The sequence below is a fragment of the Salegentibacter maritimus genome, assembly GCF_016236975.1.
In the GTDB taxonomy this organism is placed as follows: Bacteria; Bacteroidota; Bacteroidia; order Flavobacteriales; family Flavobacteriaceae; genus Salegentibacter; species Salegentibacter maritimus.
Window position 1 is genome coordinate 199357 of sequence record NZ_JAEHNY010000005.1, and the last position, 16449, is coordinate 215805.

The following is a 16449-nucleotide window of genomic DNA, read 5'->3' on the forward strand; positions in this document are numbered from 1 at the left end:
AAAGTTATATTTAAACTTCTATTTAAAATTAACTATTCTTTACCTAACTCAACGGCTCTGTCAAAAGCAGCATAAGCGGCATCTTTAATAAGCTCTTCAACATTATTTTCATCCATGGAATCTAAAGCGGCACGGGTTGTCCCTCCTTTAGAGGCTACACGATCCATCCATGTACTCGGGGAAAGATCTGATTCATTAAATAGTTTTACAGCACCCTCAAAAGTTTGGCTAACCAATACTTTAGAATCGTTTTTAGAGAAGCCCATTTTTAAGGCCGCCTCTAACATGGAGTTCATAAAATAAAATACATATGCTGGTCCACTTCCTGAAATACCTGTAGAAGCATCTATAAATTCTTCTGTTTGTACGTGAATTGATGCTCCTGTAGTATCCAGTAAGTTTCTTACCATTAATAGTTCTACCCTGGATACTTCTTCGGCTTCTGTAAACGAGGTAACTCCTTTACCCACCTGGGCCGGAAGGTTTGGCATAGAACGCACAACTTTTTTAACGTCTAAACCTTCCTGTATTTTATCTATAGTTACACCTGCCATTAGTGAAACAAAAATTTGCTGATCGTTTACCAATGGTCTAATTTCTTCAAACAAAGCATCGCAGTGATATGGTTTAACAGCCAGAAATACGATATCTGCTTCAGGAAGACATTCCTCTATATCATCATATACATCAAAATGATCTAGCTTGCTAAGGGTGGTTATTACCTCAGCCGATTTGTCAAAAATCATTAGGTTACGATGATTAAGTAAACTGGACTTCGCCATTCCTTCAGCGTAAGTTAATCCCATATTTCCTGCTCCAATAACTAATACTTTCATTCTATATTTTTTGGTTAATTAATTCTATTTCGTCTTTTGGATTACTAAATCCTTCACATAGGGAACAAAGACCATACGACGATTCCTGCCAAAATGGTTTTATGACTTAAAATCAGGATTAAATTAATTTATTTTTGTGGGAACTAAGAAAATATATGGTTAAACTAATCTAAAAGATACTTTTTGCTTTTTTAGAAGAGAGCTTTTAGAAACTTTAGGAACCCCTATAGCTTTTATACCTGGGATTAACTGGACTGTGAGTTTTTTCCTTATAAAAAATAGCCCTGATAGGAAATAGTCTTTTTTCTTTTTATAATTATAGACCGGTCCTGATTAAATCATAGAAAAAAACTATAACTGATAATTTAGATTGATTCTATAGAATAACTGACATATTTCTGCCATTATTGCAGTAATATATGTGCTAAATTTTACGAAAAGGTTTTCGTGAAATTTCTGGATTTTTAAAGTTTTAGGCTGGTAATATCATAAAGATTGGGAATTACTAATTCAGAATTATATAGATCTTTAATTTTAACTCTTAACGAGTCGAGGGCTGTGGGCTCTCCATGAGTTAAGAATATTTTTCGGGGATTATTTTTTATGCTAGAAAGCCAGTCTAATAATTCTTCCTGATCGGCATGAGCAGAGAGGCTTTCAACTTTTAAAATTTTTGCTTTTACAGGGCAGTATTTCCCGAAGATTTTCACTTCCGCGGCTCCATTTTCCAGCTGTCTTCCACGAGTACCTTCGGCCTGGTATCCTACTAATAAAACTGTTGTTTGAGGTTTATCTATTAAATAGCGCAAATAAGTAAGTACCCTACCTCCCGTAACCATTCCACTTCCGGCAATAACAATTTTAGGGTGTTTTTCGTCTATGGTTTTCCAGGTATCACGATAAGAAGTGATAATATTAAAGTAGGAAAGCATATCTTTCATTTCATTAGTGCTTAGCTTATGCCATTCGGCAAAACTGTAAAACAAGCCTAAAATCTTGTTCCCCATTGGGCTATCTATATAAATGGCTATTTTGGGAATTTTTTTCTCTCTGGCTAATAAGTAAATTTTATACATGATTCCCTGTAAACGTTCTACTGCAAAGCTTGGAATAATGAGGCTCCCTTTATTAGATAGGGTTTCTTTTATAGCTTTGGTAAGTATTTCGTCCGACTTATCGTTGGGGTGTAGTCTATCTCCGTAAGTACTTTCCAGAAATAAGTAATCTGCTTTTTCGGGCTTACTGGGGGGATCTAGAAGTAAATTTTTTTTTCTGCCAATGTCACCTGAAAATACAAAGCGCTTATTGAAAATATCCAGTTCAATGAAGGAAGAACCTAGAATATGACCATTTGCCTGATACCGATATTTAATATTTTTTGAAAGCTGGTACCATTCATTTAGGTTAATACTTTCAAATAAATTAATAGTTTTTTCAGCATCTGGCGTGGTATATAGGGGCAAGGCCGGTTGGTGCTTACTATAGGTTTCATTATTGGCCCTCTCGGCATCTTCTTCCTGTATTTTTGCACTATCTTTTAAGATGATTTCTGTAATACCCAAGGTAGGAGGTGTTCCTAAAATTGGATTTCTATAGCCCTGTTTTACTAATCGCGGTAAATAACCTGTATGGTCTAGATGGCCGTGAGTTAATAAAATGATATCTATAGAGGTGGGGTTAAATGGAAAATCTTTCCAATTTAGCTCTCTTAAACTTTTAATTCCCTGGAAAAGGCCGCAGTCTATCAAAATATTTAATTCCGATGTTTCCAAAAGAAATTTAGAGCCGGTAACTGTACCTGCTGCGCCTAAAAAATGGATTTTTATATTTTCTCCCATAGGTTTAATTTTTGCAAAGCTCTTCCATTTCTTTTAGGATTCTTTTTTTACGCGGATTATGAACTTCCAGTTGATCCAGATAGAATTTATCATTTATAAGATCCTGGCATAAAACTATATCTCTGCTAAGTAAAAAATTCTTTTCTCTTTCTGAAAGTAGGGTAGAAACGGTTATGGGGTATAAACCTAGCCTGTCTATTCTATCTTTTAAACCCTGCCCCTTTGGATAATCCCAACTTAATAACTTTAGATTACTGCACTTACCATACTGTATAGCATCTGCAGTAAAACGGGTGTTGGTAACTACCCAAGCCTCCTCCAATTCAAGTTTATGATTATTGTTTTTTCTAAAGTTTTTTATATCCCGAATTCTTGAATCTATATATAATGGAATTTTTACATCACTATTTTTACCGGCATTATGGAATTTACACTCTATAAGAATTAATTTTGTATCTGATTTTGCCTCTACGTCAATTTCATGAGTTACGCATTTACCCTGGTATATTTTCCCGGTTTCAGTTTTATAACCACTATGGTTTAAAAGTGCGGCAATAAATTTTTCGAACGGAAATCCTGTTGGCCCCAATTCGTAAATTGCTGTCTTTAATTTGTATTTAGAAGCGCTGGTATTATTTCCTTTTTTAAGCAAACTAAAAGCACGCGTGTATATTTCTTTGGTAGTAATGCCATCATACAGTTCTTTCTTAAGACTTTCTAGTGTACTATTAATTAATTTATTATTGGCCCCAGATCGCTTTAGGGATTCAGCAACCCTATCTATAGAAAACTGAACTTTTTCACCGGAAGCTTTTATAACCTGTAAGTTGGAGACATCCATTTTTATTCTTTTATTTAAAAATAATGAATTCTACATTATAAATTTGTGGGCATAAAGATGGTGGGAATTTGTGGTTTTCTTCCCAATTCTTTAAGCAGGGATTTAGAAAAAAGTGTTTTAATAAAACCTCTTTTTTTATGGTTTAAAACCAAAATGTCGCTGCCCCGGCTTTGAATAAAGCTATGAATACCCTTCGCAACTTCAATATCTGTTAATGTATGAAAGCTGTGGGATATGTCTTTAAAATACTCATGTAATTCTTCTTTTCTGGTCTCCTGATCATCAGAAAGATTATCGGTGTCCTGAATGTAGAGAATTCTAATACTGGCTTTAAATTTTTTGGCCATATCTATTAAAAAATTGATTTCGGCAATAGAAAAAGATTTGTCAAAACGGGTGGCCAAAACCATTTCTTTTTTTACTTCAGGCACATATACACTTTGATCTGGAATTAAGAGAACGGGCATATGTTCTACCGTTTCTACAACATTCATGCTATTGGTGCCAAAAATCTTGTCGTCGGGCTCATTTTCGCCTTTGGTTCCCATAATTATGAGATCAAAAATTATATCCTTTTGAATTTCTGTTATGGCATCGTTTAACCAGGATTCCAGTATTAAAGATTTAAACCTGTGATGCGGGTTTTTATTAACTATAGCTACTTCCTTTAATAGTTTTCCCATTAATGCTTTATTATCTTCTTTTGCTTGAGATAAACTATGGCCATTTATATCTGGCGTATAGAATTCGGGTTTGCATGCATTTAAAAAATAAAAATTACATAGTTCATTTTCAAACAAACGAAATGCATAAACAGTAGCTTTCCAGGCATTAACTGAAAAATCGGTGGGGATGAGTATGTTTTTCATAATTAGCTGAATTTTCCTGAGGGAATCACCATAAACGGTACTTTAATATGAAAGCCTATTTTGTTAACTACCGGTCTAAAGAGTAAGTTTTCAAAAAAGCTATGTTTGTTATTCACCATAAAAAGCATATCTACCTTATTTTTTTCCTGAAAATTTTTAATGGCGCTGGTTATACTTTTATCTTCTATAGAGTGGAATTGATGTGGAAAATCATCAAGGACTTCATTTAGGTTTTTTTTATTTTTTTCCTGGGTTTCATCAAGATCTTTTCCGAAGAAAACATGTAGGATATCCAGTTTAGATGTATGATTTTTGGCAACATTTAGAATGGGTTCCAGCTGTGGGGAGCTAAAATGCAATTGAAAATCTGTTGGAAACAGAATATTTGCTGGAGATTCATATTCATATCCAGAAGGGATAGTAAGTAATGGAATTCTTAGTTTGTTTATGGCCTGTACCGTATTGGTACCAATTAATATTTCTTCGGCACCGGTAGCTCCCTGGGTTCCCATAACCACAAGGTCTATTTCTTTAGATTTAACCTGCTCTTTCATCTCATCTATTAAAAGGTTGAAAGCTGAAATTTGTTCAAAATGATGATTTGGGTTATTAAAATCACGTTTAATTTTTTGTGCTACCTTTTTTAAGCCGTTTTGAGAATTTTTTTGGTAAACTTCGGCAAGATTAGGTTGTGTACTGTTGTATAAAATATATTCGGTATCATATAAAACCGGTGTATAGGTGTTTAACAAATAAAACCTACACTCCTCATTTTTATAAATAGTAAGCGCATATTTAATAGCATTGTATGCATTTTCAGAAAAGTCGGTGGGTAAGAGTATTTTTTTCATGATTTCTAAGTTTTAAACGCATTCTCTATTAAAATTTTGTAAAGCAAGCAAGGGTACGCTTGGGTGTAAACCTACCTTATCTATTGTGGAGGTTAATAGCATGTCTTCTAAATATGTGTGCCGGGAATTTACCATAACTAAAAGGTCTATTTTATTGGTAGCAATGAAATCTTCTATGGCTTTTTCCTTTCTCAGTTCATCTTTTTGGTGTACTTCGGTTATTGTATTGTAGAACTGTTGTTTTAAAAATTCTAAATTATCCTGTTGGCGGGAAGAGGTAGCTTTATGTTTGGACAAGTAGAGAAAGTGGATTTTTGAATTAAAATCCCGGGCAATCTCCCCCACAACCTTTAATTCTCTTTTTTGATAGGGAATTAAAAAATTGGTTGGAAACAGAATATTTTTAGGCTCGTTATATGTAAAATTAGCGGGGATAGCCAGTACCGGGCATTGTACGTATTTTAAGACCATTAGGGTGTTACTGCCCATTCCCAGGCTGCTGTCGTTGGTAAGTCCGCGTGTTCCCATCACTACAAGATCGGCATTTTCTGAATTTACTAAACTGTTTACTTCATCTACAAGGTCTCCAAAAGCAGCTATCAATTTTACTTTATGCCGGGGATTACAAAATTCATCGTGAACCTTTAAACTTATTTTACCCAATTCTTCTTCAGATCTTATTTTTGTAACAGTTTTTAATTCGTCCATTAGTGCATTGCTTAATACATTTTCATCGGCATATACCTTTTCGGCATAGGCATGTAAAAGAATAAGTTCACTTTTTTCGTATTTAAAAAGTTGGCAGGCATAACGCAAAGCATTGTTTGCATTTTCCGAAAAATCTGTGGGTATAATTATCTTTCTCATTTTCTGAACCTTTGATTTATAAAGTTAACCCAAGAACTAAGTTTAAACTATGAGGAAAATCAGTTTGTTTCTCAATTTAAAACATATAAAGCTACAAAAGCTTTTTGTTTAGTATGACGTCTATCAGTTTTATTTACAGTATTTTATGTTATATTTAAAAGTTGTTTTAAAACTTTTAGGGATGAAAAATTTACTGTTAGGAATCTTATTAAGTTTTCCTATTGTGTTATTTGCACAAGAGCCTAAAGAGTTTGATTATGTAGCCAATAAGGAAAATGGGTTTACCGCTGTAAGGCATGCCAATACCTGGGGTTTTTTAGACGCTAACGGGAATATGGTAGTATCTTTTAGAAACGACCTTATTGCTAATGAAAATCCGAAACCCGGTACAATTGGAGTGTCAGGAATAAAATATCCACAAATAAAAGATGGTCGGGCTATCATTAAAAAACAAAAAAACGGTATTAATTATTACGGTTTTATCAATGCAGAAGGAAAAACTATCATAGAACCGGTTTACTTAAACCTAAGTAACTTCTCTCATGGCAAGGCACTTGCAATAAAACTTGAAAAAGAGGAGCTAGGAGAAAACCAGCTTTTAGGCAAAAGGGTGATTTCTTATAAATATGATATAGTGCTTCTGAATAGGGAAGGTGAAATATTAAAATATCTGGAAGGTCCTTTCCCGGTCTCTGTATCTAGAAAGAAACTAAAGGATGCACCTGAAATTAATGCAAAGTGGCTAGGAGAAAATTTGTTAAGTGTTAAAGGGCCTAACGGAAAATGGAGGATTCATAAACTTTAAGCAAAATGCAGCCCCGTTTTTACGAGCCTGCATTTTTATTGATATCCCAAAGTTTATAATACCCAAGACTGCCTTAAGGTAGTTTACTTCTCCATTTTATAATTGAGATGTAGTTCCTCATAGGCTTGCTACGAGTTAATTTAGGATACATTTACTGTTTTTGCTTTTTTCGCCTTTTCGCCCTTTCTTTTTTTCAGATTCATCTTAAGTATTCCTCCTTTGTATTTCGCCTCTATATCTTTGTCCAAATCTACTTCGTCTGGTAAACTTATATTTCTGGAAAAGCTGTTGTAGCTAAACTCTTTTCTCACAAAATTTTCTTTTTCTTCTTCAACTTCATTTTCCTTTTCTGCCAAAATAGATAAAATGCCGTTTTCAATAGAAATTTTAAAATCCTCTTTTGAGAGTCCGGGAGCTGCAAGTTCAATTTCAAACTCGTTTTCTTTTTCTTTTACATTTAGCGCAGGAAGATCCTCATCAAAATCTCCGTTAAAGAGACGGTTCAAGTTAAAAATTCCTCTTTTAGTATCCATTAAATCAGAGAAAAATGGATACGAACTCAATAAAGAACTTTCCATAGTTGGAGTTCTACGTTTGCTTTTTGTGATAGACATAATATTTAGAATTTAATGGTTAATAATTTCTCTAAAGAGTACATTAAATTACTTTTAAAAAATTAGTTTTAATATGATGTAAATCAGGTTTTTATGTTTTTTTTGTTCTGTGTGGAAGATATCTAAACACAGAAACAGGAGACCATTGCCTCCTGTTTCCTAGAGAAGATATTAAGTTTACTCTTTAACACCTGGATGATATCAGTGATCTTACACGAAGTAAAATTTGTATATCTGGTTAAAAAATACCTTTGATATCTTCTAAAATTTGATTCCATACTCTCAAAAGTACAAGGAAATCAAATTTATATTTTGCTTTATTTCAAGGATATGAAAATAGTTTATAAAAAGCTCAGAAATAATGATATATGTCAGAAACTTAATTTTTAACAAAAAATTAAGGCTATATGATTTCCTGGAGTCTTTCTGAGTTTAAAATGTTTATATTTTTTCCCTTTATGGCTATTATACCTTCTTTTTTAAGACAGGAAAGACTTCTTATAAAGCTTTCAGGTGAAATTCCTGCCATACTGGCCAAATCTGTTCTGGAAATTTTTAGGCCATTAAAGTCGGGTTGCTTTAAATCATCGGCAAATTGTAGTATGGTAGTAGAAGTTTTTTTTAAAACTGAAGCATAGGCCATTTCTAAAAGTTGTGATTTAAGCCTTAACACGGTATCGGTTAAAAGTTGTGCCAAATCTAAACCGAGGTTAGGATTGTTCTCTAAAAGTTCCTTAAAGCTTTTATATGGAAAGCGATAGGCTGTAGAAGCTTCTATACTACTGGCGGTTTCGGGACAAATGAGATTATCGTGGAAGCCATAAAGACCCAGCAACTCATTTTTACGATAAATACCGGTAATTAGTTCTTTTCCTAACTGATCCATCCTAAAAGTTTTAAGAAGTCCCTTGTTTACCAAATAGATAAAGCTGGAATGCCTGTTTTCCCTAAATATAATTTTATTTTTATCCCATTTTACCGGTTCTCCCTGTTGTTGGATATAGTTTTTCAAAGATTTAATATCTGGTATTATAGGTCTTTTGCTGTTTTTTACTGTTTGGTTTTTTTGTGGCTGTATGGGTACTAAAGATTTTATTTTATGTTGAAGTTCAACCAGGGAATAAGGTCGCAGTACATACTTATGCTTATTGTGAACCGGATGCCAGGTATCAAGATTTTTTGCGGGGATAATAGACAATAACGGGATGCTCTGTAATTTTTGCTTATTTCTAAAAATGCTAGTAGGGATGTTAGTGTTTTTATCCCAAACAATTAGCTCTGGCCTTTGGGAAATTAGAAAGTCGTTTAAATCTTTTAAGGTAGCTGTATGCACAAATGCGTACTCTTTTAAAATAGACGATTTTTCTAGTTTAAAAATATCACTAACTTTTTCTGAACAAAATACAATACACTTCATCCTAAATGAGCTTACGATTAATAGAAAAAGAAAAGATTTGGAGACTGCCTTGCATTTCCAATGGGGGAGTGCGAAATGCATTAAACAACACTTAAATATACAAAGTAATTTTAAAAATTCATAAAACATAAAAATTATATATTTCTTTTAGTCAATTAATTAGGTTGCTATATCTTTAAGAGATTATTCAGAAATATAGATGAATAATGATTTTTATCATTTTTAACCACTTATAGCCAGTGTATCTTTAAGTGAAAAAATAGAACCAGATATGAAAATTTCTAAAAAAACAATACTCACCGAAGATTTCTATACTAAAATTGGGATACTTTTCTATGCCATAGCAGCATCAGATAAAGTAGTACGTGCCGAAGAAATAAATACTTTAAAGAAATTGGTTAAAGAACAATGGGTGCCGGTAGATAGCGCAACCGATATGTATGGAACCGATGAAGCCTATCAAATTGAAATAGTATTTGATTGGTTGCAAGAAAATGCTCCCACAGCAGACTGGGCGTTTAACGAATTTAAGGATTATAAAAAAGAGCATCATCAATTATTTACCCAAAACATAAAACAGTTAATATGGGAAACCGCTGATGCTATTGCAGCGTCTTTTGCAGGAAAAAACAAAGCCGAACTGTTAATGCTTTCAAAGTTAAAAATACTGCTTAGCAGATAAAAAATGATATTATGGAAACTTTAATTTGCCAAAGTTGTGGATGGCCTTTTGTGCCCGCTAACGCCGGAACAAATCGGGATAAGTCGGTAAATACCGATTATTGTCGTGATTGCTATAAGGATGGTGCATTTGTTGATAAATCCCTTAATTTACACCAGTTGGAAATCAAGTTGCTGGAAATGGCAGAAGTACAGGAAGATATAAGTCTTGAGGAAGCACGCCAACTCATAAAAAAACTTCCAGAGCTAAAAAGATGGCGAATGGATAATATTTAAATTAATACTCCCTTTTTTCGGTAGTAGATATAATTTATTGCTTTTTCTTTTCTTCCCTTGCTTTTTGTCGTTCCAGTTTTCTAAAATATCCACGAAATAGAATATTATGTTTTAAGGCTTTCATATTCTCGTTAAACCTATGAGTTGCTTCTTCAATATTCTGCATACTATTATCCAGATGATCTACAAACGCAGTATCTTTAATAATATAATTTAAGGCTCCTTTTTCTGAAGTAAGATCATTTGAAAATATCTCCAAATCTGTACTTATGGCTTTTATTTGTGAAGAAGAAATCTTTAGGTCTTTAACAATAACACTAAAGTCGTGTTGAGCTGCGGAGTCGGCAAGGAGCAGACCGGCCAAACTATTTTCAAAATCTACTGAATTTAGAATGCCATTTATCTTATTAATTCCCATACGAGTAGAGTGGGTGAGTTCTTTTAAATTTTCGGTAGTTTGCTGTAAATTTTTTGCGAGGGTATCATTTTTAAGTAAACCTCCAAGGACACCTTCACCGGCATTTATACTATTGGTGATTTTTAGAAGATCGGCTGTTAAAAGCGCAGCGTTTTCGTTGGTTTGGCTTAAGGTGTTTAGCATATCGGCAGTGGCTACCTGGCTAAGAGATTCAAGGGTGTCTCCTTCCTGTATTGTTCTGGAAGCCGCCTGGCTGTTAGGAAGAATATTTAAAACCATGCTTCCCACCAAACCATCAGAATTTATAGTTGCCAGGGAGCTATATTTAATTAAACTCCCCGTTTCACGATTAATAAGCATATCTACGCAAATGGCAGTATCATTTAAGAACTTAATGTCTTTTACAGTTCCTACATTCACACCAGAATACCTAACATTGTTTCCAAGTTGCAGGCCGTTTACATTTTTGAAAACAGAACTTATCAATATAGAATCGCCAAAAAGATTTTGTTTTTTTCCAATTGAAAAAATGGCAAGGCTAAATATGATTATACCTGCTATAATAAGAAGGCCTAATTTTAGATTTTGTTTTGAATTAGATTTCATAGCATACTATTTAAAAAAGGCTTTAATTTTTGGATCTTTAGAAGTAGCCAGGTCTTTAAAATTTCCTTCAGCATAATCTTTTCCCTCTAGTAGCAAGATCATTCTATTTGAAATTACCCGGGCACAGTCTACATCATGGGTAATTATTAGTGATGAGGTCGCATATTTCTTTTGAATATTCATCATCAATAAAATAATTTCCTTAGCGGTTATTGGGTCCAGTCCTGTAGTAGGCTCGTCATAAATAATAATCTTTGGTTTTAAAATAAGTGCCCTCGCCAAAGCAATACGGCGTTGCATCCCTCCAGAAAGCTCGGCGGGCATAAGATCTATAGTATCTGGTAACCCAACATTTGCCAGGGCTTCTTTTACAAGTTCCTCTGTTTTCTTTTCGGTGTTATGACTATGCCTTCTTAAAGGAAATTCTAGATTCTGCCGAACGGTCATAGAATCGTACAAAGCACTGCCCTGGAATAAGAAACCAATTTTTGTTCGTAATTCATCTAACTCATTTTGTTTTAATTTTGAGATATCCTTTCCCAGAACTTTAATATCGCCTTTATCGGCTTCCATTAAGCCCACAAGACATTTAATCATCACCGATTTCCCTGAACCGGATTTTCCCATTAATACAAGGTTTTCTCCCTCAAAAAGCTTTAAATTAAAATCTTTTAGAACTTCTAGTTTTCCAAAGCTTTTATATAAATGATTTATCGTTATTACTGGGTTGCTTTTCATCTTTAGTTATAAAAAATATCGGTTATAAAAACGGCAATAAAATCTAATATAAACAAGAGCATAGAGGTAAAGACCACTGCAGAGTTTGAAGCTTTTCCTACTCCTGCGGTTCCTTTTTTGCTATTGTAACCTTTAAAACAGCCTACCAGACCAATGGCAAATCCAAAAAAGAAAGTTTTTATGGTAGCAGGAAGTAAATCTGTAAATTCAAGAGCTTCAAAAACCTGGTTAAAGTAAAGGGTAAAAGAAACATCACCTTTAGTGTTTTCTATAAGGGCAGAGCCTATTAGTGCCACAAAATCTCCTACAATTACCAAAATAGGAAGCATACAGGTTGCCGCAAGGATCCTGGTAACCACCAGAAACCTAAACGGGTTGGTCCCGGAGACCTCCATAGCATCTATTTGTTCAGTTACCTTCATAGAACCTAATTCGGCACCTATACTGGAGCCAATTCTTCCGGCACAAATAAGTGCAATTATTACCGGGCCAATCTCCCTAACAATAGAGATGCTTATCATGGAGGGCATCCAGGAAACTGCCCCAAACTCCAGTAAGGTAGGACGGGATTGCAGGGTAAATACCAGGCCCAAAATAAATCCGGTAACACTTACCAGGAGCAAAGATTTATTTCCCATTTGGTAACATTGCTTTAGAAATTCCCTAAATTCAAATGGACCACTGAATAGCTCCCGGAAATACCGTCCCGTAAAATTTCCCATTTCCCCTATTTCAATGAAAAAGGAATTAAAACCTGATTGATATGAGGAAAAAAACTTCATAAAGCTGTATTACAGTAAATTTAAGCCTAGGTTGGCTTTACCGAAATGATATTTATCAGTTTATGAAAAAGTGATTGGTTGGCTTTTAGACCTAATTTTTAGTTTAAATATTGCTTCCTTAGAAATTAATTTTTAGTGTATTTTTGACCCGGAAATAAAAATTTGTGGTCCAGTTTTTTTATTAAAGTGGTTAGTTAAAAAATCTATAAAAAAAATAGCTTTATAAATTGTTTAAGATGATATTCTACTTTTTTATTGATATTTTGTTATTTTAAATTGCAAATGAGGCCATATTTATTTGATGTAACCTATATTTTTGATCTTTCGCTATTATTAATTTTATATACGTCTGACTTAATCATTTCTAAATGACAAAAGTAAATAACTACCCTTCCCAATCTGAGTTGGAGAACAAGCTTAAAATCAGTGAACCACGCATTATAGCTGTAGGTGCAAGTGCCGGGGGGTTAGAAGCTTTAAAAGCTTTTTTTGGAAACATACCCGAAACCGATAAAAATGCTTATGTAGTTATTCAGCACCTTTCCCCAGACTATAAAAGTATGATGGGAGAGCTACTTAAAAAGAATACAAACCTGCCTATTCGTGAGGTGAAGGATGGAAAGAAAATTGAACAAGGTCATATTTATTTAATTCCGCCCGCAAACAATCTCATTTTAGATAAGAATAAACTTCATCTTGTAAAAAAACCAACGGGACAAAGTTTAAACTTACCTATAGATATGTTTTTTGAATCCCTTGCAAAACATAAAAAGGAAAAAGCCATTGGAGTAATTTTAAGTGGAACCGGAAGTGATGGTACACGGGGAGTAAGGGCAATAAAAGACCGGGATGGAATGGTTATGGTACAGGACCCTGAAGAAGCAAAATTTGATGGAATGCCACAAAGTGCTATTAACACTGGTCTTATAGATTATGTGCTGCCGGTTTCCCAAATGGGAAAAGAGCTTAAAAACTTTATAGACGCTCCTTCTGTTTTTCATTTTAAAGATGGAGATTTAAACTATAACGAAAGCGAATTAATGAAAATTCTTCGCTTTGTTGATGAAAAAACCGGGTTGGACTTTAGGGAGTATAAACACGCTACCCTGGCGCGAAGAATAGCGAGAAGAGTAAATGTTTGTAAATGTAAAAGCCTTTCAGATTATTATGAATTCCTTATTCATAATGAGGAAGAGACAGAAATACTTCATCGTGAGTTTCTTATTGGAGTTACTAAGTTTTTTAGAGATGAAAATGTTTGGAAGGTTCTACGGGAAGATGTTATTCCAAAACTGGTGGCCAAGAAAAAGAATGGTGAAATTATTAAACTATGGGACGTTGCCTGTAGTAGTGGGGAAGAAGCATATTCTTTTGCAATGATTATTAGCGAAGAAATTGAACGCCAGAATAAAAGTATTGATTTAAAGATTTTTGCTACTGATATTTCTGAGAAGCATTTGAATATTGGAAGTGAGGGGCTTTACCCCGAAAGTATTGTGGCCGATATCGATTCTGAATTATTACTGAAGTACTTTATAAGTAAACCGCACGGTTATAAAGTAATTGATAAAATGAGACGAATGGTAGTGTTTTCAAAACATAACATTATCAAAAATCCGCCTTTCAGTAATATGGATATTGTGGCCTGTAGAAATCTTTTAATCTATTTTCAGCCCGGAATACAAAATAAGGCATTAAATTTTCTACAGTATGCCTTAAAAGTAGGAGGTGTTTTAGTGTTAGGGACTAGTGAAAATGTATCTTCTCAAAAAAATAATTTTAAAGTTATAGATCGCTCTGCAAAAATTTTTCAAAACCAAAATGCAGAAAAGCGTTTAAATACAAATATCTCAGAGTCAACTCCAACGAATCATTTACCTGCAAATACACGTGAAATTAAACGTCCCACGCCTAGAAAAACAACAAACCCTATAAAAGCGAAACTTACAGAAGAGCTTAATGAAACCATCCTGGAGGTTTTTGGGGGAGCTAGTGTGTTTGTAGATAAAGACTTCAATATTTTACAGGCTGTTGGTGAATTTAGGAAATATGCCAATTTACCGGTTAGTGGTTTTTCTGTAAACTTGTTGGACATGCTGGGGGCCGATTTAAAATATATTATTCAAAGTACCTTAAAAAAAGCGAAAAGGAATAATAAAAAACTTAGGTACCAGGATGCCTCATTTGAAAAATATGATTCTCAGGGTGTAGTAGATATTATCGTAAAACCTTTTCAGCAAAAAGGAGAAGATGATAATACCAATTTTGTAATTACGTTTGTTGAAAAGGAAATAAACTTAAACGATGTTGGTACACTCGAAAAGTTAACTCTTACAAAGCGCACAAAAGAGTACGTTGCAGATCTTGAAGAGGAACTTAAGGAAACTAAAGAAGAGCTTAATACTTCATTAGAAGAAATAGAAACCAGTAACGAAGAGTTACAGGCAGCCAATGAAGAATTATTGGCTTCTAATGAAGAGTTGCAAAGTACCAACGAAGAACTGCAAAGTGTAAATGAAGAAATTAATACGGTAAATGCTGAAAATCTTCAGAAGGTAGAGGATTTGGCAGCTTTAAATGCCGATATGAACAATTTGCTGGAAAGTACCGAAATAGGTGTGATTTTCCTTGATAAAAGTCTAAGAATAAGAAAATTCACTCCGGCAATCCAAAGGCATTTTAATTTAATAGACTCCGATGAAGGTCGCCCTATAGAACACTTTACCTCGAGTATGGGGAAAAGTAACCTTATAACTCGCTGTAAGCGCGTACTTAGAACAGGTAAAATTCTTGAAAAGCAGGTGATGACCAAAGATAATTCTTATTTCCTAAGAAGAATCTCACCATACATAAACTCTAATAATGAAATAAGTGGAGTAGTAGTTACATTTATTGATGTAGGTTTATTGCAAAGATCTAAAGAAAAGCTAATAGCCAGTGAGAAGCGTTTTAAATCTTTCTATGAAGAAGACCCGGTAGTTCATATTAGTGTAGATCCCCAAACACAGCTTATTGTGCAATGCAATGAAATGGCGGTAACAAAATTGGGTTATGAAACTAAAGACGATTTAATAGATAAGCCAATCTACGATCTTTACAACGAAGAATCCCAGCTTAAAGCCTTAAAAACGAATAAGGAGTTTAAGAATAACGGCACCATCGTAAATATGGAGCAAAATATGCTTATGGCTAACGGAGATTTACTTCCTGTAATCTTAAATGCAACAGCTGAAAAAGATTTGGATGGTAGGGTGATGACTATAAGGTACACCTGTGTAGATATTTCGGCTTTAAAGAAAGCTGAAAATCAACTAAAACAACAGCATGACGATCTGGAGCGCGCCAATAGGGACCTCGAGCAATTCGTTTCTATTTGCTCTCATGACCTTCAGGAGCCACTTTCTACCATTAAATTTGGTAGTGATGTGTTAGGGAAATTATATGCTACCAAATTAGATGAAAAGGGTAAAGATTATATTAAGTATATAAAAGATGCTTCTACCCGTCTTTCAGAACAGATTAAGGCACTTTTAGAACACTCAAGAATTGGGCGCAACGGCCAAAAAAGCCTTGTAAATATTAATGAAGTTGTAGAAGTGGTAAAATATGATCTTGGTAAAAGAATTAAAGATACCAACGCCAGGGTGAATGCCGGTAAGTTGCCAAAAATAATGGGCTATGAGGTAGAATTACGTTTACTATTCCAAAACCTTATTAGCAATGCTATAAAATATACCCCAAAAGAGAGAGATCCCGACGTTCGTATTGCATCTTACAAAGAAGGTGCCCATTGGGTCTTTTCTGTAACCGATAATGGCTATGGGATTTCGGAAGAAGACAAAAAGAACATTTTTACAATTTTTAATCGAATAAAGGAAACCGATACAAATGAAGGTACCGGGGTTGGTTTAGCACACGTAGAGAAGATTGTTCAGTTACACGAAGGTACTATTTGGGTAGAAAGCCAGGTAGGTGTGGGAAGTACATTTTATTTTAAATTAAAAGCATAG

At 34.2% G+C, this 16449-nt stretch carries 15 protein-coding genes; 4 read left to right on the plus strand and 11 right to left on the minus strand.

Annotation, left to right across the window (positions count from 1 at the left end):
• Positions 1 to 32: 32 nt before the first annotated feature.
• The 6 genes from proC to I6U50_RS07195 form a co-directional block, all read right to left on the minus strand.
• On the minus strand, positions 33 to 836 hold the full coding sequence (gene proC, locus I6U50_RS07170; RefSeq protein WP_193709860.1) for a pyrroline-5-carboxylate reductase: 804 nt from the start codon (positions 834 to 836) through the stop codon (positions 33 to 35).
• A gap of 464 nt (positions 837 to 1300) precedes the next feature.
• Positions 1301 to 2674: an MBL fold metallo-hydrolase RNA specificity domain-containing protein gene (locus I6U50_RS07175; RefSeq protein WP_198638352.1), complete on the minus strand. Its 1374-nt coding sequence runs from the start codon at positions 2672 to 2674 to the stop codon at positions 1301 to 1303.
• Between the two features lie 4 nt (positions 2675 to 2678).
• Positions 2679 to 3515: a restriction endonuclease gene (locus I6U50_RS07180; protein WP_198638353.1), complete on the minus strand. Its 837-nt coding sequence runs from the start codon at positions 3513 to 3515 to the stop codon at positions 2679 to 2681.
• A 35-nt stretch (positions 3516 to 3550) separates the two neighbouring features.
• A complete protein-coding gene (locus I6U50_RS07185) occupies positions 3551 to 4384 on the minus strand; it encodes a universal stress protein (RefSeq protein WP_198628721.1) in 834 nt (277 codons plus the stop codon).
• A gap of 2 nt (positions 4385 to 4386) precedes the next feature.
• Positions 4387 to 5235 carry a universal stress protein gene (locus tag I6U50_RS07190; RefSeq protein ID WP_198638354.1) on the minus strand — a complete coding sequence of 283 codons (849 nt, stop codon included), beginning with the start codon at positions 5233 to 5235 and terminating at the stop codon, positions 4387 to 4389.
• A gap of 12 nt (positions 5236 to 5247) precedes the next feature.
• The gene (locus I6U50_RS07195; RefSeq protein ID WP_198638355.1) at positions 5248 to 6102 is read right to left on the minus strand and encodes a universal stress protein; all 855 of its coding nucleotides are present in this window, start codon (positions 6100 to 6102) and stop codon (positions 5248 to 5250) included.
• Between the two features lie 181 nt (positions 6103 to 6283).
• Here I6U50_RS07195 and I6U50_RS07200 point away from each other — a divergent pair, with 181 nt between their 5' ends.
• A complete protein-coding gene (locus tag I6U50_RS07200) occupies positions 6284 to 6907 on the plus strand; it encodes a WG repeat-containing protein (RefSeq protein WP_198638356.1) in 624 nt (207 codons plus the stop codon).
• Between the two features lie 140 nt (positions 6908 to 7047).
• On the opposite strand, the gene I6U50_RS07205 is transcribed toward I6U50_RS07200, so the two are convergent.
• Together I6U50_RS07205 and I6U50_RS07210 are read right to left on the minus strand one after the other, a co-directional pair.
• Positions 7048 to 7521, minus strand: a complete 474-nt coding sequence (locus tag I6U50_RS07205; protein WP_198638357.1) for an Hsp20/alpha crystallin family protein — start codon at positions 7519 to 7521, stop codon at positions 7048 to 7050.
• A 403-nt stretch (positions 7522 to 7924) separates the two neighbouring features.
• Positions 7925 to 8938 (minus strand): Crp/Fnr family transcriptional regulator, encoded by a 1014-nt coding sequence (locus I6U50_RS07210; RefSeq protein WP_198638358.1) that lies wholly within the window; start codon positions 8936 to 8938, stop codon positions 7925 to 7927.
• Positions 8939 to 9209: 271 nt separating this feature from the next.
• On the opposite strand from I6U50_RS07210, the gene I6U50_RS07215 reads away from it, so the two are divergent.
• Together I6U50_RS07215 and I6U50_RS07220 are read left to right on the plus strand one after the other, a co-directional pair.
• Positions 9210 to 9620 (plus strand): hypothetical protein, encoded by a 411-nt coding sequence (locus I6U50_RS07215; RefSeq protein WP_193709851.1) that lies wholly within the window; start codon positions 9210 to 9212, stop codon positions 9618 to 9620.
• A gap of 11 nt (positions 9621 to 9631) precedes the next feature.
• Positions 9632 to 9895: a zinc ribbon domain-containing protein gene (locus I6U50_RS07220; RefSeq protein WP_193709850.1), complete on the plus strand. Its 264-nt coding sequence runs from the start codon at positions 9632 to 9634 to the stop codon at positions 9893 to 9895.
• Positions 9896 to 9929: 34 nt separating this feature from the next.
• Here I6U50_RS07220 and I6U50_RS07225 read toward each other — a convergent pair whose 3' ends face one another.
• From I6U50_RS07225 to I6U50_RS07235, 3 genes are read right to left on the minus strand one after another with little or no spacing between them, the layout of a single operon-like run.
• On the minus strand, positions 9930 to 10919 hold the full coding sequence (locus tag I6U50_RS07225) for an MlaD family protein (RefSeq protein ID WP_198638359.1): 990 nt from the start codon (positions 10917 to 10919) through the stop codon (positions 9930 to 9932).
• A 6-nt stretch (positions 10920 to 10925) separates the two neighbouring features.
• A complete protein-coding gene (locus I6U50_RS07230) occupies positions 10926 to 11657 on the minus strand; it encodes an ABC transporter ATP-binding protein (protein ID WP_198638360.1) in 732 nt (243 codons plus the stop codon).
• Positions 11658 to 11659: 2 nt separating this feature from the next.
• A complete protein-coding gene (locus I6U50_RS07235; protein ID WP_193709847.1) occupies positions 11660 to 12439 on the minus strand; it encodes an MlaE family ABC transporter permease in 780 nt (259 codons plus the stop codon).
• A gap of 368 nt (positions 12440 to 12807) precedes the next feature.
• Here I6U50_RS07235 and I6U50_RS07240 point away from each other — a divergent pair, with 368 nt between their 5' ends.
• The gene (locus I6U50_RS07240; RefSeq protein ID WP_198638361.1) at positions 12808 to 16449 is read left to right on the plus strand and encodes a chemotaxis protein CheB; all 3642 of its coding nucleotides are present in this window, start codon (positions 12808 to 12810) and stop codon (positions 16447 to 16449) included.